Source organism: Rathayibacter sp. AY2B5, from assembly GCF_002931645.1.
Classification (GTDB): Bacteria; Actinomycetota; Actinomycetes; order Actinomycetales; family Microbacteriaceae; genus Rathayibacter.
The window spans coordinates 38,873-61,108 of the sequence record NZ_PSUE01000004.1; the positions used below are offsets into that span (position 1 = coordinate 38,873).

Sequence of the window (22,236 nt, forward strand, 5' to 3'; positions counted from 1 at the left end):
CGGTCGCACCGGGGGGCGCGGCACACCCGCCGCCGACCGCGAGGAGGACCCGTGGCATCCCACCGGACAGGCGACACCCGCATCGTCGGGACGACGGTCGACGGCCGGTACACGATCGAGGAGCTCATCGGCCGCGGCGGCATGGCCACGGTCTACCGGGCGCGAGACGGCGTCCTCGGCCGCTCCGTCGCGCTGAAGATGTTCGCCCCCGGCATCGACGACGCGCAGGACCTGCAGCGCAAGGCGTCCGAGATCCGGCTGCTCGCGGCCCTCAACCACCCCGCCCTCGTCACCCTCTACGACGCGCACGACGGCGGCGACGACACCAACGGCCAGGCCTACATGGTGATGGAGCTCGCCGAGGGCCCGAGCCTGTCCGAGCGGCTCGCCGAGGGCCCGGTCGCGCCGAACGACGTCGCCTCGATGGCGGGCGACCTCGGCGAGGCCCTGCACACGGTCCACGCGGCCGGAGTCGTGCACCGCGACGTGAAGCCGTCGAACGTGCTGCTCGTCCCGAGCCCGCTGACCAGCCGCGAGTTCCGCCCGAAGCTGGCCGACTTCGGCATCGCCTCCCTCATCGACGCGACGCGGATCACCGCGCCGGGCACCCTCATCGGCACCGCCGCCTACCTCAGCCCCGAGCAGGCGCACGGCGACCCGGTCACCTCGGCGAGCGACATCTACTCCCTCGGCCTGGTGCTCCTGGAGTCGCTGACCGGCCGCCGCCCGTTCACGGGCTCGGCGATCGAGGTCACGCTCGCCCGCCTGCTCCGCGACCCCGAGGTCTCGGAGTCGCTCGGCAGCGGCTGGACCTCGCTCCTGACCTCGATGACGCGGCGCGAGCCCGGCGAGCGTCCCGCCGCGCTCCAGGTGGCGGAGTCGGCACGCCGCCTGATCGATCCGCGGCGCGACTCCCCGCCGGCGGCCATCGTCGTCCCCGACGTCCCCGCCACCCGGGTGATGTCGACGGAGCCGCTCGCCGAGACCGAGCCGATCACGCGGACGGAGGCGCTCGACCCGACCCGCCGGCTCGCGGCCGACGCCTGCCCGGCCACGGAGGCGATCGCTCCGACGCAGCGCTTCACCGCGACCGAGCGGATCGCTCCGGCACCGCGGATCGCTCCGGCACCGCAGACCGCTCCGGCGCCGCGCACGGCTCCGCTCCGCCCCGCGGCCGCCCCTCCGCAGCGCCGCGGCCCGAGCCCGTGGCTGATCGTGCTGGTGCTCGCGCTGGTCGCGGTCGCCGTCGGGCTCGCGATCATCCTGATCGACGGTCCCCAGTCGCCTCTGCCGCAGGTGGACGGTGAGCTGGGCGACCACCTCCGTCAGCTGCGCGAGAGCATCCGCTCGTGAGGGGCCTCCGACTGCGCGCCGCCGGCGCCGTGCTCGCCTCGGTCCTGCTGCTGAGCGGATGCTCCTCCGCGCCGCAGGGCATCGACGAGGGCACCGCCCAGACCCTCGACGACGCGGTGGTGGCCGTCGCCGAGAAGGCCTCGGCCGACGACTACCAGGGCGCTCTCACCGAGCTCGCCTCGCTGCAGTCGGCGCTGGACGCCGCGCTCGCCGAGGACTCCGTCAGCTCCGACCGCGCAGCGACGGTGCAGGCGCAGGTCGACGTCGTCCGCGCCGACCTCGAGGCCCTGATCGCGGGAGCCCCGGAGCCGGCGCCGGCCGAGACGACCGCCCCGGCTCCCGAGGAGACGACCCCGGTCGAGGAGAAGCCGGAGGACACGCCGGCTCCGGTCGAGACCGAGGACGACCCCGCCCCCTCGCCCGAGGAGTCGGAGCCGGAGGAGACGCCGACCGAGCCGGAGGAGCCCGCGGAGGAGACCCCGGCCGCTCCCGGCGATGACGCTCCGGGGAACAGCGGCGACGCTCCGGGGAACAGCGGCGACGCTCCGGGGAACAGCGGCGACGCACCCGGCAACAGCAGGAACGCTCCCGGCAACGGCAACGGCAACGGCAACGCGGGCGGCAACGGCCCGGGCGCTCGCGGTGCGGCGACCGGAGTCGGCGCCCCCGCGGGCAGCGGTGCCGCACCCGGGGCCGCGAAGGGCCCCGGCGGCCGCTAGAGCGCTATTCCTGGGTCGAGAGCACGGCGAACGCGGCGTCGAGCTCGACGTCCACGTCCCTGCCGTCCTCGCGGGTGACCTCCACCTCGAAGGCGTGGTCGGCGTCGTCGCTGCGCTCGGCCTCGGTGACGGTCCCGGAGCCGACGGCGCCCAGCGCCGCCTCGCTCGCGCGGGCCAGGTCGTCGCCGGTGAGGTCGTCCGGGTCCACGGCGGCCGCGGTCGGGTCGCCGGCAGGCACGCCGTCGTCGCCCGAGCCGGCCTGGAGGGCGCGGTCGTCGGGGTCCACGGACACGACGGCGAAGGAGTCGTCGAGGCGCACCTCGTACTCGAGGCCGTCGCGGTCGGTCAGGTCCAGCTCGTAGCCGGTGGCGCCGTCGTCGTCGCGCTCGGCCGAGGTGACGGTCCCGCCGCCGATCTCGGCGAGCGCGGCCTCGCTCGCGCGGTCCAGGTCGCTGCCGGTGAGGGAGTCGGATCCCTCGAAGCCGTCGGTCGCGGCGTAGGCGATGCCCGTCCCGGCTCCGATCAGCACGACCGCTCCGGCAATCCCGGCGATGATCTTCGTCTTCTTCTGCACGATGGCTCCGTCCCGGCGCCGCTGGTTGACGCCTCCAGCACTCTCGCGGTCGGGCGCTGAAGCAGGCCTGAAGCGCCCGCTCAGCGGACGAGCGGCACCCGCACCTCGACCCGGGCGCCGCCCAGCGCCGAGTCGCCGACGACGACCCGTCCGCCGTGGGCCCGCGCGATCCCGGCGACGATCGCCAGGCCGAGGCCCGACCCTCCGGCGTCGCGCGTCCGGCCCTCGTCGAGGCGGACGAAGCGCTCGAGCACCCGCTCGCGCTCCGCCGCCGGGATCCCCGGCCCGTCGTCGTCCACCGCGAGCACCGCCTCCGCTCCGTCGATCCGGGTCGAGAGCGCCAGCTGCGAGGAGCGGTGCCGCACCGCGTTGTCGACCAGGTTCCGCAGCGCCCGCGAGAGCAGGGCCTCGTCGGCCACCGCCTGCACGGGCGAGATCCCGCTCGCGTCGACCCGGGCTCCGGAGTCGCGCAGGCGCCGCACCTCGCCGAGAGCGAGATCGTCGAGGTCCACGGGAGCCGCCGCCACGGCCAGGCGCGCCTCGTCCGCCCGGGCGAGCAGCAGCAGGCCCTCGATCAGCCCGCCGAGCCGCACCGACTCCTCCGCGACCGTCCTCGCCAGCCGGGCGGAGTCGAGCCGGTCCGGGTGCGCGAGCGCCACCTCCGCGGTCTGACGCAGCGCCGCGACGGGGGAGCGCAGCTCGTGCGAGGCGTCCGAGACGAAGCGCCGCTGCCGCTCCTGCCCGCTCTGCAGCCGATCGAGCATCCGGTTGAGGGTGTGCGCCAGCCGGTCGACCTCGTCGCCGGAGCCGGGAGCGGCGATCCGGCGGTCCAGGGCGGAGGAGGTGACCGCCTCGGCCTCCTCGCGCATCCGCTCCACGGGGCGCAGCGCCCGGCCGACGACGACGGCGCACACCACCGCCACCAGCGCGATCAGCAGCGGGACGGCGACCGCGAGCAGCCCGATCGTCGTGGACACCGCCTCCTCGCGGCCCTCGTCGGGCACGCCGACCACGACGAGGGAGTCGTCGTCGAGCTCGCGGGCGGCGACCACCACCGCTCCCTCGTCCTCCACGTCGACCGTGGCCGGGTCGTCGCTCTCGGCCAGCGCGAGCGGAGGGAGGTCCTCCGCGTCCTCGCCCGCGGCGGTCACCCGCCCGTCGACCACGAGCTGGACCAGTCCCTCCGAGCCGCGGACGGCCTCCGGCCCGCCCTGCTCGACCAGCGCCGCGACCCGCTCCGCCTCGGCGGCGGCGGCGGAGGCGGCGCTCGAGGCGAGCACGGAGGAGAGGACCAGGACGAAGAGCACGCTCCCGAGGAGCGCGGCGGCGGCCACCACGGCGGTCGCGGCCGCGGTGATGCGGGTCCGCAGGCTCCGGCGGCTCACCCTGCCACCAGCGTGTAGCCCGCCCCGCGCCGGGTGCGGAGGGTGTCGCGGCCGAAGGGCCGGTCGATCTTGTTGCGCAGGGTGCGGACGTAGACCTCGACGATGTTCGGGTCGCCGTCGTAGTCGAAGTCCCAGACGGCTCCGAGGACGTCGCGTTTCGAGACGACCTCGCCCGCCCGCGAGACGAAGTACTCGAGGACGCTGAACTCGCGCGCGGTCAGCGGCACGGCGACTCCGCCCCGCTCGACGCTCCGGGACGCCGGATCCAGCACGAGATCGCCGACGACGCGCACCGTGGGCCGCTCGGCGGCTCCGCGGCGGATGAGGGCGCGCAGCCGCGCGACGAGCACCGGGAACGAGAACGGCTTGGTGAGGTAGTCGTCGGCGCCGGTGTCGAGGGCCTCGACCTGGTCGAGGTCGCCGTCCTTCGCGGTGAGCATCAGGATCGGGGTCCAGTCCTCGGCGGCGCGCAGCCGCTCGCAGACGCGGAAGCCGCTGACGTCCGGGAGCATCAGGTCGAGGACGATGGCGGCGTAGTCGGCCTCCTGCGCGTACCAGAGGGCGTCGGTGCCGGTGGTGGCGGTGTCCACGGCGAAGCCCTCGGCCTCCAGGCCCGTCTCGAGGGCGCGGAGCAGGTTGATCTCGTCGTCGACGACCAGGATGCGGATGGCGGCCTCCCCGGGCTCGGCGCGCGGGGGCCCGCGCGAGCCCAGGCTAGCCGCGGCCCCGCTGAAGCCCGCCTGAAGCGCCGGCGGACCACCGCGTCCCGCCGAGGCGCCGGCTCCCCGCCGGGACACCGGCCGGAGCGCGGTGTCCCGGCGGGACGCGCGGCGCCCGGGCGCGGGTCACTCGTCGCGGTCGGTGTACTCGCCCTCGCCCTCGGCGGAGGTGCCCGCGGCGCTGGTGTCGACGTAGCTGCCCTTGTCGGCGGTGCTCTGCTCGTTGACCGAGGTGTCGACGTAGCTGCCCTCGGCCTCGCCGGCGGTGTGCGAGACGCCCTCCGTCGAGGTGTACTCGCCGCCCTCGGTGTCCTCGGTGCTCGTGCCCTCGGCGACGTGACGGCCGTGGCCGGCGGTGTGCTCGTCGTGACCCTCGTGGTGGTCGTGGTGCTCGTGACCCTCGTGGTGCTCGTTGTCGTGGTCGTGGTGGGCCATGGCGGCCTCCTCGCTTCGTCGCGTCGGTGCGCGGTCGGATCCGCCGCGCTCGCTCCGAGACTTCTGCATCGGGGGCGGGGGTGCAAGACGTGGCGGCTGCACATCCGTGCCGCGCAACTCCTACCGGCGCCGGATCCGTCCGCCTAGCCTCCGAGGATGAGCAGACCCCCTCGCACCCGCTGGAGCGTCATCGGCCAGCTCGGCCCTGCCTTCGACGACGGCGGTCCGATGCTGCTGGTCGAGGCCCGATCGGCGTTCGGGCGCCGCCCGATGCACCGCGCCAAGGCGCAGCTGCTGCTGTCGGCGCTCCGCCACCGCGCCCGCGAGCTCGGGGACCGCGCCGAGTACGTCCGCTCCGAGACCTTCGGCGAGGCCCTCGCCGGGCGCGACGACCTCGAGGTGATCGACCCGCCCACCCGCGGCGGCCGCCGCCTCGCCCGCAGGCTCGGCATGAGCGTCCTGCCCAGCCGCGGCTTCGTCACGGCCGAGGAGGACTTCCGCGAGTGGGCGCTCTCCCGCTCGGGCAAGCGCCTGCTGCTGGAGGACTTCTACCGGTGGAGCCGCGAGCGCACCGGCGTGCTGATGCGCGGCGACCAGCCCGAGGGCGGCCGCTGGAACTACGACCACGACAACCGCCAGCCTCCGCCCAAGGGCGCCTCCCGGCTCGGCCTGCCGGACCCGTGGTGGCCGGAGGAGGACGACATCGACGAGGAGGTGCGCGCCGACCTCGCGCGCTGGGAGGCCGAGGGGGCGGTCCGCCTGGTCGGCGCCGACGGTCCGCGCCGCTTCGCCGCGACGCCCGCCGAGGCAGAGGCGGCGCTCGCCGACTTCGTGTCGTCGCGGCTGGGCGACTTCGGGACCTACGAGGACGCGATGCTCTCGGGCGACTGGACGATGGCGCACTCGCTGCTCAGCGCCCCGATGAACCTCGGCGTGCTCGATCCGCGGACGGTCGTCGAGGCGGCCGAGGCGGAGTACGCCGCCGGGGGCGCGCCGATCGCGGCGACGGAGGGGTTCATCCGCCAGATCCTCGGCTGGCGCGACTACGTCTGGAACCTGTTCTGGCACCTCGGGCCGGAGTACCGGAACCGCAGCCGCGCGCTCGGCGCCTCCACGCCGCTGCCCGCCGGGCTGCTCGCGCTCGACCCGAGCGGCATCGAGGCGAACTGCCTGCACGAGACGCTCGACGACGTGCACCGGCACGGCTGGGCGCACCACATCCAGCGCCTGATGGTGCTCGGCAACTGGGGACTGCAGCGGGGGTGGGATCCGGCGGAGCTCAACGACTGGTTCGTGGACGTCTTCGTCGACGGCACGGAGTGGGTGATGCCCGCGAACGTGATCGGGATGTCCCAGCACGCCGACGGCGGCGTCGTCGCGACGAAGCCGTACGCCTCGGGCGGCGCCTACATCAACCGGATGTCCGACTACTGCGGCGGCTGCCGCTTCGACCCGAAGGTGCGCCTGGGCGAGAACGCCTGCCCGGTGACCGCCGGGTACTGGGCCTTCCTCGACCGGGCCGAGCCGGTCCTCCGCGGCAACCACCGGATGGCCCAGCCCCTCGCGGGCCTGCGTCGCCTCGCGGACCGCGAAGCGGTGGTCGACCAGGAGCGCCTGCGCGAGACGTACTGACGCGGGGTCGGCGGCACGCCCGCCGCTACTCCGCGCGCACGAAGCGCGACACGGTGACCGCGACCGTCACCGCGGTCGTCCCCTCCACCGCCGCGAGCCGAGCGTCCAGCGCCTCGGGATCCACGTGGTGGGCACTCGGCCCCATCAGCACCTCGGCGCGCAGCTCGTCGACGCTCATCAGCACCGTCGTGTCGAGCTCGATGCGCTCCTCGAGCGCGAACCCCGCCAGCTGCTCGTCGAGCCGCTCCGCCTTGCCGGCGTCGATGCCGAGCATCCCGAACCGCTCGCGGATCTCGTGCAGGTGCCTCTCGCGCGGAGTGACGACGACGGCGACGCCGCTCGGACGGAGCACCCGCCGCATCTCCGGGGCGTTCCGCGGCGCGAAGACGGTGAGCAGCGCGTCGGCGGAGGCGTCGGCCAGCGGGAGGGGCTGCCAGAGGTCGGCGGTCGCGATCGCCGCCCGGGGGTGCGCGCGGGCGGCGCGGCGGGCGGCCGGGGCCGAGAGGTCCAGGCCCAGCCCGTCCGCCGCCGGATGCGCCTCGAGCACGGCCGCGAGGTACGCCCCGGTGCCGCAGCCGAGGTCGACCACGAGCCGCGCGTCGGCGGGGACGGCCGCGGCGACCGCGTCCTGGATCACCCGGTAGTGGCCGGAGCCGAGGAGGTCGGCACGGGCCTGCACCATCGCCGCGGTGTCGCCCGAGGTCGCGTGCCTCCCGCGCAGCAGCGAGGCGTAGCCCTGACGCGCGAGGTCGGCGCTGTGCCCGAGGGGGCAGCGGAGCGAGGAGGGGCGGGGGAGCGCGTCGGGGGCGAGCGCGCCGCCGCAGACCGGGCAGGCGAGGGCGGGCAGCACCGTCGATCCGGGTCGGGCGGCCGGATCGAACGCGCTCACTCCGCGCCGGGCGCGCGCGCCCGCATGGCGGTGACCGCCGCGTTCAGCGTCGCGATGGTCGGCACCGCGAACAGCGCCCCGGCGAGCCCGGCCACCTCGAGCCCGGTCGCGACTCCGAGCACCACGGCGAGCGGATGCACCTTCACGGCGGTCCCGAGGATGAGCGGCTGCAGCACGTGCCCCTCGAGCAGGTGCACCAGGATCACGACGCCGACCATCACCAGCGCGGCGACGGGCCCGCTGAACAGCAGAGCGACCAGTGCGGCGAGCGCACCGGTCACGATCGCGCCGAGGATCGGGACGAACGAGCCGAGGAACACCACGATCGCGATCGGCACGACGAGCGGCAGCTGCAGCGCGAGCGCGCCGATGCCGATGCCGACGGCGTTGATCCCGGCGACGCCGAGCTGCGCGATCACGAACTGGCTGAGGGTCCGCCAGCCGGCGGCGCCGCCGCGCTCCATCGCGGGGCGCGCGCGGCGGGGGAGGAGGCGGAGGAACCAGTGCCAGATCCGGCGGCCGTCGAGGAGCAGGAAGATCAGCGAGAACAGGGTGAGGAGGGTTCCGGCGAAGACCTCGGCCAGCTGGGAGCCGACGGCGAGGGCCCCGGACGCGATCGTCGACGCCTGCGCGTCGGCCCAGTCGACCGCGCGCTGCGCCCAGTCCGAGAGCTGGACGTCCGAGAACGACAGCGGCGGGCTCCGCAGCCACGCCTCGACGCCGTCGACCGCGTCGAGAGCGCGCTGCCCCACTCCGCTGAAGCCGGAGCGCGACTGCACGATCACCAGCCCGACGAGGCCGGTCAGCAGGAGGAGCATCAGGACGATCGAGACCAGGACCGCGAGCGGGCGGGGGAGCCGCAGGCGCTCGAGCCGGTTCCGCAGCGGGGTGAGGAGCGCGGTGAGCAGCAGCGCGATCAGCACCGGCACGACGATCACGGGCAGCAGCGAGACGAGGCGCACGAGGAGGTAGAGGAGCCCGGCGACGGCGAGGAAGCGCCACGACCAGGCGGCGGCGATCCGCATCCCGGTCGAGACGTCGCCCGAGGCGTCGTCCGGCGAGTCCGAGGGGGCCGGAGCCGTGACCGCAGCCGGGGGAGCGGCGGCCGCAGGCGGACTCGCCGCCGTGCCGTGCCGCTCGTCGCGCGCTCGCCGTCCCCGCATGACCCCTCCGATCCTCTCGCAGTGTACGGCGGAGCGGCCGTCCGGGACCGGGAGGGAGCCCGGGGGCGCCCCGCCTGGAGGGATCCGGGCGCCGGATGTGCCGGCAGCGGCTCGTCCGGAGGGCGGAACGCGCCGGATCGCGCCGTCTCCGCCCCGTTCCCCGTCTCGGCCGCGGGAGGCCGGTCCGCGCCGGTAGCGTTGTGCGGGTCGATGCCGAGCGAGGAGGGCGACGGATGCTGGAGGCGGTTCTCGCGATCGCCGCGTGGTGCGCGGGCGCGGTGCTCGTCGTCAGCGGCGCCCTGAAGCTCGGCCGCACGGAGCGGTTCCGGGCGAGCCTCGAGGCGCTCGGGGTCCCCCTCCTCCTCCGGCGCCGCGGCTGGTTCGCGGCCGCCTTCCCCGTCGTCGAGATCGCGCTGGGCGCCGCGGTGGTGCTGGCGCCCGCTCCGGCGCACCGTGCCGCCCTCGTGCCGGTGGCGCTCCTCGACGCCGTGTTCCTCGTCGTCGCCGTCCGTGCGGTCCGCGCGACGGAGGACGTCGACTGCGAGTGCTTCGGCGGGCTGGGCTCGGCACGGATGACCGGACACACCGTCGCGAGGAACGCGGTGCTGCTCGCGCTCGCGGTCGCCGGGGCCCTCGGCGGGCTCGCTCCGGCCGCGCTGCTCGGCGGCGGCGGTGCCTCGGCGGCGGCGTCCGGGCTCGCCGCCGCTCTCGCCGCGGTCTCGCTCGTGCTGGTGCGCGACCGCCTTGCGGCGTCGACGGCCGCTCGCGTCCGGGCGGCCGCCCGCCTGTCCGCAGCCGACAGGGAGTCCGCGCCGGGGCGCGCGCCCGAGGGCGACCTCTCGGCCGCCGACCTCGCGTTCGTCACAGTGGCCGGCGAGCTCCTGACGCTCGAGGAGTTGTCCCGCCCGGCGACGCACCTCGTCTTCTTCTCGCCCTCGTGCGCCGCCTGCCACGCGCTCGTCGAGCGCTTCCGCTGGTGGCCCCACGGCCTGCGCCCGGGCGAGGAGCTGCTGCCCGTCCTCCTCGGCAGCCGCGAGGACTTCGCGGTGCACGCCGTCTACGGGCCGCTCGTCGACCACGCCCTCTACGATCCGGAGGGCCGCGTCGCCGCCGCCCTCGGCCGCGCGGGGACGCCGGGCCACGTGCTGCTCACGCCCGAGCGTCCGCTCGGCGACGGCTGGACCTCGGGAGCCGCGTCGATCGAGGCACGCGTGCTCCGGCCCGGATTCCTCGCCGAGCTGCAGGCGGCCGGCCCGGACCCGGCTCCGGCGGCCGGCGGCGCGGTACCGGCGGGGTGACGACGGCCGGCGGGCGGAACGGTGCCGCCGGGCTGTCGACGACCGACCGACGGCGGCCGGGCTCAGCGGCGCTCGAACTCGCCGGACATCGAGCCGTGCACGGGGTGGGCGGGATCGTCACCCACGGCGCGGGCGGGATCGTCGATCTCCACGGCGCGGGACGGGGGCTCCTCGTCGCTCGCGTCGAGGCCGAAGCCGTCCTCGAGCAGCTCCTGGGCGATGCGGCTCGACAGGCCGCTCCTCTCGCCCGGTCCGGGGTCGCTCTCCGGGTCGACGGGGGCGGCGAACGCCTGCTCGAGTCCGGACGCCGGCATCCCGGCGTCGTCGATCGAGTCGGCTCGCCCGTCGAAGGGTCCTCGTGCAGGTCTCGGCATGCGCCCGAGCGTAGAGGACGGGCCCCCGGAGGTCGACGCTCCGTCGCGCACTGCCGGGCCGCCCGCGCGCCGGGTCAGTCGTGCAGCGACCAGGAGTGGGGAGCGACCTGGACGCCGCCGACGGTCGCCGTCTCGTCGCCGATGTTCAGCGCGAGCCGCGCGGTGCGTCCCTCCGGGCCCTCCGCCACGAGCATCACGGCGGTGTTGGAGAGGTCGACCGTGCGGGTGCTCGCGCCGACCAGCCACGGGTTCCGTCGGCGGAACGCGACGACCTCCTGGTGGGCCCGGTAGGCCTCCCCGCCCGGCCACTCGGCGGGCTCGGCCGGGAACTCCGGGCGGATCGCGTCGTCGCCGCCGATCCGCTCCTCCTTGACGCCGCGCAGGCCCCGCTCGTCGCCGGAGTAGATGCTCGGCACGCCGGCGACGAAGCCGAGGATCGCCGTGGCGTGGCCGTGGTGGCGCTCGTCGCTGACGGCGCTGGCGATCCGGGTCACGTCGTGGTTGCCGACGAAGGTCAGGGGCAGGAACTCGCGGACGAAGTCGTCGTGGCGCTTCAGGGACCAGGCCAGCTCGAAGAGGTTCGCCTCCTCGAGGGAGTTGCGGACGGCCTTCCAGAGCTCGTACTGCGTGACCGAGTCGAGCCCCGACTCCCGCACGTAGCCGGTGTAGTCGCCGTGGATGACCTCGCCGACGAACCACGCGTCGGGGAAGCGCTGCCGCACCGGGTCGATCGCCGCGTGCCAGGCCGCCGGCGCGACCGCGTACGCCGCGTCGAGCCGCCAGCCGTCGATGCCCCGCTCGAGCCAGTGCGCGAGCACGGAGGACACGTGCTCCGCGACCTCGGGGTTCCCGTTGTCGAGCTCGACCAGGGCGTCGTGCCCCTCGAACACGTCGACGCGGAGGCCGTCGACCTCCTGCGACCGCTCGCTGCGGGAGAAGCGCGCCGCCTCGGGGGAGCCCTCGCCGGCCGCGACGGCGGCACGCCACCAGGGGTGCTCCCGTCCCACGTGGTTGAAGACCCCGTCGAGCAGCACCCGGATCCCGCGCTCGCGGCACGCGGCGATCAGCGCGTCGAGGTCTGCCTCGTCGCCGAGGCGGGGATCGACCCGGAAGTGGTCGACCGTGTCGTAGCCGTGGGTGGAGGAGGCGAAGACCGGCCCCAGCAGCAGCCCGTTGCAGCCCAGCGCCAGCAGGTCGTCGAGCCAGGGGAGCAGGGCGCGGAGGCGGTGCTGCGGCTCGTCGTCCGGGCCCGGACCCTCCGAGGCGCTCGCCTCGGCGCCCGTGAAGCCGAGCGGGTAGACGTGCCACCAGATCGCCGTCGAGATCCAACCGTCCGTCTGAGCCATCGTGGCCGTCCTCCCGGCCCGCTCGGGCGCGGGCCGCCGTCACTGTAGCGAGGCGGGCTGGACCGGAGCCGCGCCCGCTCACGAGCCGGGCCGCAGGGCGGCGATCCAGGCCAGCACGGCGAGGCCCGCCCGCACGGAGGCGGGTGCCGTGACGGTGCAGACGAGCAGCGCGAGAGCCGCGCAGGCGAGCCCGGCCACCGCGCTCCTCCGCTCGCCCGCCCACCGCAGCGCCCGCACGGACGCGATCACCGCGGCGACCGCCACGGCGACGGCGGGGAGGGCCCAGAGCGGATGCACGGAGGACGCGAGCGCGAGCAGGCCCAGCGCGAGCGCGGCGAGGCCGGGCTCGTACGGCCGGCGAGCGGGAGGGTGCCGCCGGGGCGGCCGGGGGAGGGCCGCGTCGGCCGGAGCGGATGGAGGGAGGAGTGCCGTCGTCGTCATGAGCCGATCCTCGTCAGGCGGCGGACTCTGCGGAGTGGCGATCGGCGGATCGGTGGACGAGAGGCGCCGAGCGCCTCCTGTGGAGGGACCGACCGGCGCGATCGGCGTCGTTCCGGGCGTCTCGAGGCCGGAATCGCCGGAGATCCGGGGCGGGGCTGGTAGGTTACCGACGGTCCGACCGGTTGAGGACGTCCGTCCCCGGCCGAGGACGATCCATCGAAACCAGCTGTTCCGACAGCGAGAACGTCCTGGGAGGACACTCCATGGCTGACAAGTCGCTCAACCGCACCGAGCTCGTCGCGAAGATCGCCGCCGACTCCGGCCAGAGCCAGGCCGCCGTCAACGGCGTCCTCGACTCGCTCTTCACCACCCTCGCCGACTCCGTGTCGAACGACGTGAAGGTCACCATCCCCGGCTGGATCGCCGTCGAGCGCACCTCCCGCGCCGCGCGCACCGGCCGCAACCCGCAGACCGGCGAGACCATCCAGATCGCCGCCGGCCACTCGGTCAAGGTCTCCGCGGGCACCAAGCTCAAGGCCGCCGCGAAGTAGTCGCGCCCTCCGACACGGCCCCGGCACTGCGCCGGGGCCGTCGTCGTCCGCGGACGCGGCTGCCGATCAGCCGCGGAACGTAGGCTGGACCGGTGAATCGAACCGTCCGGATCGTCGGCCCTGCGCTCGTGCTCGTCGCCGCAGCGCTCGTCGCCCTCCTCGCGGCCCTGGCCTTCGGCGGGGGAGCCGCGGCTCCGCTGCTGAACGATCCCGGCCCCGTGGTCCGCTACGGCCTCCCGATCGCCAAGCTGGCCGTCAATCTCGGCGCCGCGGGGATGATCGGCTCGCTCGTGCTGACGCTGTTCGCGCTGAGCCCCCGCGCCGTTGCCGCCCGCGACGCCCGATCCTCGTCCCGCGCCTCGACCGCTCACGCCTCCTCGCGCGCCGGTCAGTCCTCCTCGCGCGGCGGCCAGTCCTCCTCCCGCGCCGGATCGACGCGCACCGCGGTCGCCCCCGCGAGCCCCGCGCCCGCCGAGGCCGCGCCCGAGCCGCGCACCGAGTTCTCGATCGCCCTCGACGTCGCCGCCGCCAGCGCCGCCTTCTTCGCCGCGGCCAGCGCGGTGACCGGGTTCCTCACCTTCCTCAACGTCACGCAGACGCCCCTGAGCCTCGACCGCGACTTCGGCACCAAGCTCAGCTACTTCATCGGCAGCATCGAGGTCGGACAGGCCTGGCTCATCACGACGCTGCTCGCGGCCGTCGTCACCGTCCTCTGCTTCGCCGTCCGCAACCAGACCGCGCTCGTCTTCGTCACGGGCCTGGCCCTGCTCACGCTGCTGCCGATGGCGCAGCAGGGGCACGCGGCGGGAGCGAGCGGGCACGACGCCGCCGTCACGGCGCTGGGCCTGCACCTCGTCTTCGCGGCGATCTGGCTGGGCGGCCTCATCACCGTCATCGCCCTGCGGCCCCTGCTCGGCGGCTCCCGCCTGCTGCCCGTGATCGAGCGCTACTCCAGCCTCGCGCTCGTGAGCTTCGTCGTGGTCGCGGCGTCCGGCTACGTCAGCGCCGAGCTCCGGCTCGCCACCCTCGACAACCTGCTGACCGGCTACGGGATCCTCGTGCTGGTCAAGGTCGCGGCGCTGGTCGCGCTGGGCCTGTTCGGCGTGCTGCAGCGCCGCTACCTCATCGAGCGGATGCGGAAGGCCGGCGGTGTCGGCGGCCGCAGCTTCTGGTGGCTGGTCGGCGCCGAGATCGCCTTCATGGGGATCGCGTCCGGAGTCGCCGCGGCGCTCGCGCGCACCGCGACCCCGGTCGACCAGATCGCCGCGAGCCAGCTCACGGATCCGACCCCGGCCCAGCTGCTGACGGGCGAGCCCCTGCCGCCGCCCGCGAGCGCGATGAACTTCCTCACGCTCTGGAAAATCGACCTGGTCTGGCTCCTGGTCTGCTCCTTCGCCATCGCGTTCTACGTCGCCGGAGTGGTGCGCCTGCACCGCCGCGGCGACCGCTGGCCCCTGCACCGCACGATCCTCTGGATCGCGGGCATGCTCCTCCTGGCCTACATCACGAACGGCGGGGTGAACGCGTACGAGAAGTACCTGTTCAGCGCCCACATGCTCTCGCACATGGTCCTCACCATGGCGGTGCCGCTGCTGCTCGTCCCGGCGGCACCGGTCACGCTGATCGCCCGCGCCGCCGCCCGCCGCACCGACGGCTCCCGCGGCGCCCGCGAGTGGGTGCTGCTCGCCGTGCACTCGCGCTTCGCCACCGCGATCTCGCACCCGATCGTCGCCGCGCTGCTGTTCGTCGGGTCGCTCTGGGGCTTCTACTACTCCCCGCTGTTCCGCTGGGCCACCACGGACCACATCGGCCACGAGTGGATGATCGTCCACTTCCTGATCACCGGCTACCTCTTCGTCAGCGTCCTGATCGGAGTGGACCCGAGCGTGCACCGCGTGCCCTACGCGATGCGCCTCCTGCTGCTGCTGGGCACCATGGCGTTCCACGCCTTCTTCGGCCTCGCACTGATGACGGGGGAGGGGCTGCTCCTCGCCGACTGGTACGGAGCGATGGGCTGGGGCACCTCCGCGCTCGCCGATCAGCAGGCGGCCGGCGGCATCGCGTGGAGCATCGGCGAGATCCCCACCCTCGCGCTCGCGATCGTCGTCGCGATGATGTGGAGCCGCTCCGACGCCCGCGAGACCAAGCGCCGCGACCGCCAGGCCGACCGCACCGGAGAGGCCGAGCTCACGGCCTACAACGACCGCCTGGCCGCCCTCCAGAAGCGCGGCTGATCCGCGCCGGGCCCCGGGGTCCCGGCGGCCCGCGGGTACAGTGGAGCGGTGACTCAGCCGACCCTCTCCGACGAGCAGCAGCGGGTCTTCGACCTCATCGAGAACACGCGCGAGCACCTGTTCGTCACGGGTCGCGCGGGCACGGGCAAGTCCACCCTGCTCAACCACCTGAGCTGGAACACCGACAAGCAGATCGTCATCTGCGCCCCCACCGGCGTCGCGGCGCTGAACGTCGGCGGCCAGACCATCCACTCGCTCTTCCGGCTGCCGATCGGCGTCATCGCCGACTCCGACCTCGACCAGCCGCCCGAGCTGCGCAAGCTCCTCAACACCATCGACACGCTCGTCATCGACGAGATCTCCATGGTCAACGCCGACCTGCTCGACGGGATCGACCGCAGCCTCCGGCAGGCGCGGCAGCGGCGCTCCGAGCCGTTCGGGGGCGTGCAGGTCGTCCTCTTCGGCGACCCGTTCCAGCTCGCACCCGTGCCCGGCGATCCGGAGGAGCGCGCCTACTTCGCCGACCGCTACCGCTCGCTGTGGTTCTTCGACGCCCTCGTCTGGCAGGAGGCGCCGCTGCGGATCGTCGAGCTCGGCCGGATCCACCGGCAGAGCGATGAGCGCTTCAAGTGGATGCTCAACGCGGTCCGCTTCGGCATGGTGACGAAGGAGATCGCCGACGTGCTGAACGCGGCGGGCGCGCGGACGCCTCCGGCCGACGACGCGATCACGCTCGCGACCCGCAACGACACGGTCAACCGCATCAACCAGGCGGCGCTCGCGCGGCTGAAGGGCCCGCTGAAGACCGCGTCGGCCGAGATCAGCGGCGACTTCGGCGGGCGCGCCTATCCAGCGGACCAGAACCTCGAGCTCAAGATCGGCGCGCACGTGATGTTCCTGCGCAACGACTCCGAGCAGCGCTGGGTGAACGGCACGATCGGCCGGGTGACGAAGGTCGCGGGGACGGTGTGGGTCGAGGTGGACGGCGAGGTCCACGAGGTCGAGCCCGCGACCTGGGAGCGCTACCGCTACTCCTACTCCGCCGCGACGAAGAAGCTCACCCGCGAGATCGTCGCCGAGTTCGCGCAGTTCCCGCTCCGCCTGGCGTGGGCGGTCACGATCCACAAGTCGCAGGGCAAGACCTACGACTCCGCCGTGGTCGACCTCGGGCAGCGCGCCTTCGCCCCCGGGCAGACCTACGTGGCGCTCAGCCGCATCACGAGCCTCGAGGGGCTCTACCTGACGCGGCCGCTCCGGCCGAGCGACATCATCGTCGACAAGGACGTGCTGCGCTTCATGTCCGAACGGCGAGCCGAGCCGGCCGCCGTCGCGGAGGCGTCCGCGGACTGACGCCCCGCGGAGGACGTGGGAGCAGGGGCCTCAGGCCGCCGCGCAGGTCCGGGCGAGATCGCGGAACAGCTCCGTCGTCAGCCGGTACGCCTCCGCGACCTCCGCGATGACCCGCTCGCGCTCCTCCTCGTCCCAGCCCGCGGCGTCGAGCTGCTCGCGATAGGTGGCGCGGAAGGCCGACGGTGCGGCGATCTCGCCGAAGAGGAAGAAGCCGACGCCGTTGGTCTCGAAGCCGAACCGCCGCTGCAGCAGCCCGCGGACGATCGCGCAGCCGGAGAGGTCACCGAGGTAGCGCGTGTAGTGGTGGGCGACGAAGCCGCCGCTCCAGTCCGAGGCCACGGTGCGGATCCGGTCGACGTAGGCGCTGGTCGAGGGCAGCGGGCGGATGCGCTCGCGCCAGTCCTCGCCGACGAGGAAGCGCAGGTCCTCCGCGATCGCGGGGAGCCGGGTGAGCTTGGCCGAGAGGAAGGGCTCCGCGACCGGATCGCCGGCCATGTCCTCCGCCACGGCCTCGAGGGCCTCGTAGACGAAGTAGTGCTGCGAGATGAGCGCGATGTAGTCGTCGCGGCTGCCGGAGCCGGTCATCAGCGAGGTCATGAAGGCGGCGCCCTCGTCGTCCGCGCCGGACTGCCCGATGCGCAGGCGCAGGGCCTCGGAGAACGGGATGACGTTCGACACGGTGGCCTCCCTCGGCGACTGAGGACTGCCTTACCTTAGCCGAGCGGAGCCGCTGGGACCAGAGGCGTCAGTGCCCGTGTCCGCCGTCGACGACGGAGTGCATCATCCCGCCCATGTCGCCCGAGCCGCCCGAGGAGGCGGCCATGGCGGGGGTGGCGAGGGCGGAGACGGTGAGCGCGCCGGCCAGGAGTCCGACGAGAGCTCGCGACGGCGAGACGGCCTTCTCCTCGACGCGCGGAGAGCGGAGCGAGACGGCCACCACGGCGACCGCGATCAGCTGGAGGACCGCGGCGGCCAGCGCGGGGAGGGGCTCGGCGAGTGCGCCGAGGGCCAGAGCGAGGGCGAACGCCGCCAGGGAGGCGACCGCGACGACCAGCGCGGAGCGCGGCACGACGATCCGGCCGCGCGCCAGGACGAGGACCGCCCAGAGGATCTCGACGGCACCGAGCACCCCGATCACCGGGGCCTGCGCGCCCTCGCCGCCGGCGGCGAGCGAGAGGTGGACGAGCCCGGCGCCGAGTCCGGCGAAAGCGGCGTTGCAGCGGGCCACGGTGGTCATGGCGGCTCCTTCGCTGGATCGGGGAAGAAGAGGAGGCCCCGGATCGACACACCGCATCGTGTCGTCCGGGGCCGTTCAGTCCGTCCGCCGCGGAAAACGGCGGGCCCACGGCGGACGGAGTAGAGGGGGGCGGCAGGTGCCGCCCGGGTCAGGCGGTCGCGGCGGTGCGCGTCCTCGCCGTCTTCTCGGTGCCGAGTCCGACTCCCAGGAGCACCAGCGCGCTGGCCAGGTGCAGGAAGTGGTCGGCGGTGTTCAGCGCCAGCACGTTCAGGGCCGTGTCGACCAGGAAGAAGCCGACGATGCCGAGCAGCAGGTACACCGCTCCGACGGTCACGTTGACGGTCTTCGCCGCGGCGACGGTCGACAGGCCCGCGATCAGCAGCGCGCCTCCGATGAGCAGGTGGGCGATGTTGTGCAGCGGGTTCACCTCGAAGATGCCGAGCAGGAGCCCGCCTTCGGTCGAGAGGAACTGCACACCTCCGGTCACGACGAAGCCGAGGAGCCCGACGACGACGTAGACGGCTCCGAAGAGAGTCGCCAGCAGTCGATTGGGGGATCTGCGCATGGTCTCTTACCTCCTTCGAGCAGCGCCTCTGCGCTGTACTCCCTCTCTTCGTAACCCGGCGCCTGCCGGTTTGGGAACGGGGTGGACTCCGCCGGTCACGGTCAGGACACGAATCGCGATCGCGCGCTCAGCGGCCCTCTCCGGCCCGACGGAGCCCCCGTACAGTGGTGCCGTTCGCAGACGACGGGGGAGTCGCACGGCATGGGATCTCGCAGACGGACGCGGACGGGGCTGCTCGTCGTCCCGGTCCTCGTGCTCGCACTGGCCGGCTGCACGCCCGCCGCCGCCTCGCGCGTGGCGGAGGCGCCCGCGCAGGCGGCGTCGGAGGAGCTCGCCTCCGCCCTGTCGGGGTTCCTCGACGAGACGGTCGGCGTCGCCGGCGCGACCGGAGCGGTCGCCGGGGTCTGGTCGCCGTGGGGCGGCAGCTGGGAGGGCGCGGTCGGCTGGGAGTCGGACGAGCGCACCACCGCCCTCACCACCGACGCGCACCTGCGGCTCGGCACCGGCGGCACCGAGGCGATGACCTGCGACGTGGTCCTCGCCCTCGCCGACTCCGGCCGGGTCGACCTCGACGCCGACGTCGGCGAGACGCTGCGCTCCCTGCCCGGCATCGACGGGCTCACCCTGCGCGAGCTCTGCGCGCACACCTCCGGCCTGGCCGACTTCCGCTCGGCGCTCTGGCCGACCGTGCTCCAGAACCCCCCGCGGCAGTGGCCGACGCTCGAGCTGCTCGCCGCGGCCCAGGTGCGCGGTGCCTCGGCCGAGCCCGGAGCGGCGTGGTCCGACTCCGCCACCGGTCCGCTGCTCGCCGGCATCGTCGCCGCGCAGGTGACCGGTCGGAGCATCGGGGAGCTCTACGACCAGTACGTGGTGCCGCGGTACGGGCTGCGGAGCACGGAGCTGCCCGGCGCCTCCGAGGTCGACCTGCCCGCTCCGTCCCCCCGCGGCTATGCGGTCGCGCTCGACCCGGCGACCGGGGAGAAGCGCTGCGACGTGCGGCTCGACGTCACCGCCGCGTCCCCGTCCGCGCTCGGCGCCGCGGGCGGAGCGCTGACCGATCTGGAGGACCTCCGGCGGCTGGCGACGGGTCTCGCGGCCGATCCCGCGGGCGACGCCATGTGGCAGGATCCGGTCGTCCAGGGCCAGGGCCGCGCCGACTACCTCCGCGCCGGGCTCGGCGGGCACGAGGCGGGACCCCTCCGCGGCTTCTCGGGCCTCGCGCCCGGCTTCGTCACCGCGGCGTACTCCGACCCGGTCTCGGGCCTGACCGTGGCCGTCTCGATCAACAGCTCGACGCCCGGCGGGGACTTCGCCGCGACGGTCGCTCGCACCCTGGCCGCCATCGCGGTCGAGCAGGGAGCCGCGGCGGGAGCCGAGGGCCTGCCCCAGCTCCCGTGGACGGCCGACGGCGAGCGCGGCGCCGTGCAGGGGACCCCGACGCGCTGCTGATCCGGCGGCGCCCTACTCTGGTGCCATGCCGATCACTCCCGACACCAAGGACTGGACCTGGGTCCTCGAGCGCCCGTGCCTCGAGTGCGGTTTCGACGCCTCGCTCGTCGACGCCGACGAGGTCGCCGAGCTCATCCGCGAGAACGCCGCCGCCTGGCCCTACGTGCTCGACCGCGACGACGCGGCGGGCCGGCCCGACGACGAGACCTGGTCGCCGCTCGAGTACGCCGCGCACGTGCGCGACGTGCACCGCATCTACCGCACCCGTGTGCAGCTGATGCTCGCCGGCGACGACCCGCTCTACCCCAACTGGGACCAGGACGTCACCGCCGTGGAGGAGCGCTACGACCAGCAGGACCCCGCGACGGTCGGCCGCGAGCTGGTCGAGGCGGCTGAGCGCATCGCCGAGGTGTTCGACTCCGTCGCCGGTGCCCAGTGGCAGCGCCGAGGCCGCCGCAGCGACGGCGCGGCGTTCACGGTCGACACGATCGCCCGCTACTACCTGCACGACGTCCAGCACCACCTGCACGACGTGCAGGGCTGAGCTCAGGTGTCGATGAGCTGGGGATTGAGGAACGAGAGCGTCCGCGCGTAGGCGAGCGCCGCGGAGGCGGGGCTGACCGCGTCGCGCAGGTTGCCGTTCGCGAAGTGACGCTGCGTGTCCGGGTAGGTGTGCGCCGTGACCGGCGTCCCCGACTCCTTCAGCCGCCCGACGAACGACTCCGGGTCGTCGCCCGCGGGCCACTCGTCGCTCTGCGCGTAGTGCAGGAGGGTGGGGCACGGGACCAGCACGTGCTCCTCCCCACCGAGGGTGGCGTAGTACGCGACCACCGCGTCCACGAGCCCGGTGCCCGCGGCGAGCAGCCCGAGGCGGCCGCCGAAGCCGAAGCCGATGACGGCGCTGCGCGGCGCCCCGGCCGCGACTCCGGTGCCGACCGCCTCGGCGACGGCGGCGAGGGTGCGGTCCTGCGCGGCCATCGCGGCGAGGTCGCGCGCGTCCTCCGGGGCGAGCGTGGCCCAGCCGTCGTAGAGGTCGGGCACGAGCACGTGGTAGCCGTGCTTCGCCACGGCCTCGGCGAACGGCTCCAGCCACGGCAGGCGCCCGAACACGTCGTGCAGCACGACCACCACGGGCCGGCCGGGGTGCCCGTACTCGAGGGCGACGCCCGGCGACGGGATCTGGACGAGCTCTGTCACCCCTCCACCCTGCCCTCTGCGTCCCGCGATCCCGCGCGCTGCCGCGGATCCGCCCGGCGTGTCGCGTCGAAACGCCGCGCGGGCGCCTCACCGCTCCGCGCGGCCGTGCGGCTTCAGCGGCAGGACGACCTGCTCGCGCAAGTGCTCGTAGACGACCGAGGTGCGCACGTCGGCGACCTCGCGGCGCTGCGTCAGCTCGTCGATGACGAAGGCGTAGAGGTCCTGGTTGTCGCGGACGGCGACGTGGATGATGAAGTCCTCCGAGCCGGAGGTGACGAACACGCCGACCGTCTCGTCGAGGCCGGCGACCCAGTCGCGGAAGGCCTCGATGATCTCGCGCGACGGCGGACGGATGCGGACCGCGATCAGCGCCTGCACGCCGCGCCCGAGGGCCGCGAAGTCGAGAGTGAGCGTCGCGCCGGTGATCACGCCGCGGCGCCGGAGGCTCCTCGTGCGGTCGAGGGCGGTGGTCGGCGAGACGTGCACGGCGGCTGCGAGGTCACGGTTCGTGATCCGTGCATCCGACTGCAGGACCTGCAGGATCCGGACGTCGAGTTCGTCGAGTGCCGCTCCTGGGCCGTTCTGCTGGTCGTTCATACGGAGATCCCGCCGAAGGGGAGCCCTCCTGCCTACTGTTCGTGACGTCACTGCGCACGAACCGAGGAGCATCATGACCATCTCCGCCCCCGACGCCGTCGGCTTCCACCCCGACGAGATCGACACCGCCGCGCCCACCCGCTCGGCCCGCCTCAAGTGGGTGGTCGTCGTCGACGAGTCCCTCCCCGCCGGCCGCGCCGTGAACGCCGCGATCTGCGTGGGCGCCGCGACGGCCGCGCACGTCGCGGGGCTGCTCGGACCGAGCCCCGCCGACGCGTCCGGATCGCTGCATCCCGGTCTGCCGTGGGCCGGCTGCACGGTCCTCGCCGCCGACGCGGCGACCCTGCTCGCGATCCGCGCGAAGGCCGAGGCGCACGACGGGACGTTCGTCGCCGACATGCCCGCGTCGGCGCAGGCCACCCGGGTGTACGACGAGTACCGGGAGGCGGTGGCGGCGAGCGGCTCCGACGAGCTGCAGTACCTCGCGGTCAGCCTGGTGGGGCCGAGGAACCGGATCGACAGGATCGTCGGGCGGCTGCCGCTGCTGGGCTGACGGACACCGCGGGGCTGCCGGACGCCGCTGCAGCGCCGGAGGAGGAGCCGCTCGCATCGGGCCGGAGGATCGGCCGCAGACGAGGGGAGGAGGAGAGCGAGTGACGGGAATCGAACCCGCGCCATCTGCTTGGGAAGCAGAAGTTCTACCATTGAACTACACTCGCGCGGCGCCG

24 protein-coding genes and 1 tRNA gene are annotated in these 22,236 nt (G+C 74.4%); 10 read left to right on the plus strand and 15 right to left on the minus strand.

The window, feature by feature from the left end; genetic code table 11:
- Positions 1–51 precede the first annotated feature (51 nt).
- Both C5C30_RS04035 and C5C30_RS04040 read left to right on the plus strand, forming a co-directional pair.
- The gene (locus C5C30_RS04035) at positions 52–1,353 is read left to right on the plus strand and encodes a serine/threonine-protein kinase (protein WP_104333225.1); all 1,302 of its coding nucleotides are present in this window, start codon (positions 52–54) and stop codon (positions 1,351–1,353) included.
- On the plus strand, positions 1,350–2,072 hold the full coding sequence (locus C5C30_RS04040) for a hypothetical protein (protein WP_104333226.1): 723 nt from the start codon (positions 1,350–1,352) through the stop codon (positions 2,070–2,072). Before C5C30_RS04035 ends, C5C30_RS04040 begins: the two co-directional genes overlap by 4 nt.
- A gap of 4 nt (positions 2,073–2,076) precedes the next feature.
- Here the strand turns inward: C5C30_RS04040 and C5C30_RS17550 are convergent, their stop codons facing one another.
- The 4 genes from C5C30_RS17550 to C5C30_RS17555 all read right to left on the minus strand — a co-directional run bounded on the left by C5C30_RS17550 (position 2,077) and on the right by C5C30_RS17555 (position 5,185).
- Positions 2,077–2,646 (minus strand): PepSY domain-containing protein, encoded by a 570-nt coding sequence (locus C5C30_RS17550; protein WP_104269456.1) that lies wholly within the window; start codon positions 2,644–2,646, stop codon positions 2,077–2,079.
- Between the two features lie 80 nt (positions 2,647–2,726).
- Positions 2,727–4,031, minus strand: coding sequence for a cell wall metabolism sensor histidine kinase WalK (locus C5C30_RS04050; protein ID WP_258065786.1), 1,305 nt, complete (start codon positions 4,029–4,031; stop codon positions 2,727–2,729).
- Entirely contained in the window at positions 4,028–4,699 is a 672-nt protein-coding gene (locus tag C5C30_RS04055) for a response regulator transcription factor (RefSeq protein WP_104222956.1), read from the minus strand. The genes C5C30_RS04050 and C5C30_RS04055 overlap by 4 nt, the downstream gene beginning before the upstream one ends.
- A 177-nt stretch (positions 4,700–4,876) precedes the next feature.
- A complete protein-coding gene (locus tag C5C30_RS17555) occupies positions 4,877–5,185 on the minus strand; it encodes a hypothetical protein (protein WP_181027115.1) in 309 nt (102 codons plus the stop codon).
- Positions 5,186–5,341: 156 nt separating this feature from the next.
- Here C5C30_RS17555 and C5C30_RS04065 point away from each other — a divergent pair, with 156 nt between their 5' ends.
- A complete protein-coding gene (locus C5C30_RS04065; protein ID WP_104333227.1) occupies positions 5,342–6,817 on the plus strand; it encodes a cryptochrome/photolyase family protein in 1,476 nt (491 codons plus the stop codon).
- Positions 6,818–6,842: 25 nt separating this feature from the next.
- Here the strand turns inward: C5C30_RS04065 and C5C30_RS04070 are convergent, their stop codons facing one another.
- Entirely contained in the window at positions 6,843–7,706 is an 864-nt protein-coding gene (locus tag C5C30_RS04070; RefSeq protein WP_104319173.1) for a methyltransferase domain-containing protein, read from the minus strand.
- A complete protein-coding gene (locus C5C30_RS04075; protein WP_104226121.1) occupies positions 7,703–8,869 on the minus strand; it encodes an AI-2E family transporter in 1,167 nt (388 codons plus the stop codon). The genes C5C30_RS04070 and C5C30_RS04075 overlap by 4 nt, the downstream gene beginning before the upstream one ends.
- Positions 8,870–9,102: 233 nt before the next feature.
- Between C5C30_RS04075 and C5C30_RS17975 the strand changes: the two genes are divergently transcribed.
- Positions 9,103–10,167, plus strand: a complete 1,065-nt coding sequence (locus C5C30_RS17975) for a MauE/DoxX family redox-associated membrane protein (protein ID WP_104260428.1) — start codon at positions 9,103–9,105, stop codon at positions 10,165–10,167.
- 62 nt (positions 10,168–10,229) lie between these two features.
- Here the strand turns inward: C5C30_RS17975 and C5C30_RS17980 are convergent, their stop codons facing one another.
- The 3 genes from C5C30_RS17980 to C5C30_RS04095 form a co-directional block, all read right to left on the minus strand.
- Positions 10,230–10,541, minus strand: coding sequence for a hypothetical protein (locus C5C30_RS17980; RefSeq protein WP_146076888.1), 312 nt, complete (start codon positions 10,539–10,541; stop codon positions 10,230–10,232).
- A gap of 74 nt (positions 10,542–10,615) precedes the next feature.
- Positions 10,616–11,887, minus strand: a complete 1,272-nt coding sequence (locus C5C30_RS04090) for an alpha-amylase family glycosyl hydrolase (RefSeq protein WP_104260427.1) — start codon at positions 11,885–11,887, stop codon at positions 10,616–10,618.
- 78 nt (positions 11,888–11,965) lie between these two features.
- A complete protein-coding gene (locus tag C5C30_RS04095) occupies positions 11,966–12,328 on the minus strand; it encodes a hypothetical protein (protein WP_104222909.1) in 363 nt (120 codons plus the stop codon).
- A 263-nt stretch (positions 12,329–12,591) separates the two neighbouring features.
- Here C5C30_RS04095 and C5C30_RS04100 point away from each other — a divergent pair, with 263 nt between their 5' ends.
- The 3 genes from C5C30_RS04100 (at position 12,592) to C5C30_RS04110 (ending at position 16,463) form a co-directional block, all read left to right on the plus strand.
- Positions 12,592–12,879 (plus strand): HU family DNA-binding protein, encoded by a 288-nt coding sequence (locus tag C5C30_RS04100; protein WP_056037903.1) that lies wholly within the window; start codon positions 12,592–12,594, stop codon positions 12,877–12,879.
- Positions 12,880–12,971: 92 nt separating this feature from the next.
- Positions 12,972–15,113 carry a bifunctional copper resistance protein CopD/cytochrome c oxidase assembly protein gene (locus C5C30_RS04105; protein WP_258065789.1) on the plus strand — a complete coding sequence of 714 codons (2,142 nt, stop codon included), beginning with the start codon at positions 12,972–12,974 and terminating at the stop codon, positions 15,111–15,113.
- Positions 15,114–15,161: 48 nt separating this feature from the next.
- The gene (locus C5C30_RS04110) at positions 15,162–16,463 is read left to right on the plus strand and encodes an ATP-dependent RecD-like DNA helicase (protein ID WP_104222908.1); all 1,302 of its coding nucleotides are present in this window, start codon (positions 15,162–15,164) and stop codon (positions 16,461–16,463) included.
- Between the two features lie 30 nt (positions 16,464–16,493).
- Here C5C30_RS04110 and C5C30_RS04115 read toward each other — a convergent pair whose 3' ends face one another.
- From C5C30_RS04115 to C5C30_RS04125, 3 genes are all read right to left on the minus strand, one after another.
- A complete protein-coding gene (locus C5C30_RS04115; RefSeq protein WP_104333228.1) occupies positions 16,494–17,141 on the minus strand; it encodes a heme oxygenase (biliverdin-producing) in 648 nt (215 codons plus the stop codon).
- 67 nt (positions 17,142–17,208) lie between these two features.
- Entirely contained in the window at positions 17,209–17,700 is a 492-nt protein-coding gene (locus C5C30_RS04120; RefSeq protein WP_104287836.1) for a hypothetical protein, read from the minus strand.
- A 148-nt stretch (positions 17,701–17,848) separates the two neighbouring features.
- Positions 17,849–18,265: a DUF4383 domain-containing protein gene (locus C5C30_RS04125; RefSeq protein WP_104246935.1), complete on the minus strand. Its 417-nt coding sequence runs from the start codon at positions 18,263–18,265 to the stop codon at positions 17,849–17,851.
- Positions 18,266–18,466: 201 nt separating this feature from the next.
- Here C5C30_RS04125 and C5C30_RS04130 point away from each other — a divergent pair, with 201 nt between their 5' ends.
- Together C5C30_RS04130 and C5C30_RS04135 are read left to right on the plus strand one after the other, a co-directional pair.
- Entirely contained in the window at positions 18,467–19,714 is a 1,248-nt protein-coding gene (locus C5C30_RS04130; RefSeq protein WP_104295248.1) for a serine hydrolase, read from the plus strand.
- A 25-nt stretch (positions 19,715–19,739) separates the two neighbouring features.
- Complete coding sequence (locus tag C5C30_RS04135) at positions 19,740–20,258, plus strand: DinB family protein (protein ID WP_104222903.1); 519 nt, start codon at positions 19,740–19,742, stop codon at positions 20,256–20,258.
- A 2-nt stretch (positions 20,259–20,260) separates the two neighbouring features.
- Here the strand turns inward: C5C30_RS04135 and C5C30_RS04140 are convergent, their stop codons facing one another.
- Together C5C30_RS04140 and C5C30_RS04145 are read right to left on the minus strand one after the other, a co-directional pair.
- A complete protein-coding gene (locus C5C30_RS04140; RefSeq protein WP_104233076.1) occupies positions 20,261–20,911 on the minus strand; it encodes a dienelactone hydrolase family protein in 651 nt (216 codons plus the stop codon).
- 87 nt (positions 20,912–20,998) lie between these two features.
- Complete coding sequence (locus tag C5C30_RS04145; protein ID WP_104226130.1) at positions 20,999–21,508, minus strand: Lrp/AsnC family transcriptional regulator; 510 nt, start codon at positions 21,506–21,508, stop codon at positions 20,999–21,001.
- A 73-nt stretch (positions 21,509–21,581) separates the two neighbouring features.
- On the opposite strand from C5C30_RS04145, the gene C5C30_RS04150 reads away from it, so the two are divergent.
- The gene (locus tag C5C30_RS04150) at positions 21,582–22,061 is read left to right on the plus strand and encodes a DUF2000 domain-containing protein (protein ID WP_104333229.1); all 480 of its coding nucleotides are present in this window, start codon (positions 21,582–21,584) and stop codon (positions 22,059–22,061) included.
- A gap of 95 nt (positions 22,062–22,156) precedes the next feature.
- Here C5C30_RS04150 and C5C30_RS04155 read toward each other — a convergent pair.
- Positions 22,157–22,227: transfer RNA gene (locus C5C30_RS04155), tRNA-Gly, on the minus strand.
- Positions 22,228–22,236: the final 9 nt, after the last annotated feature.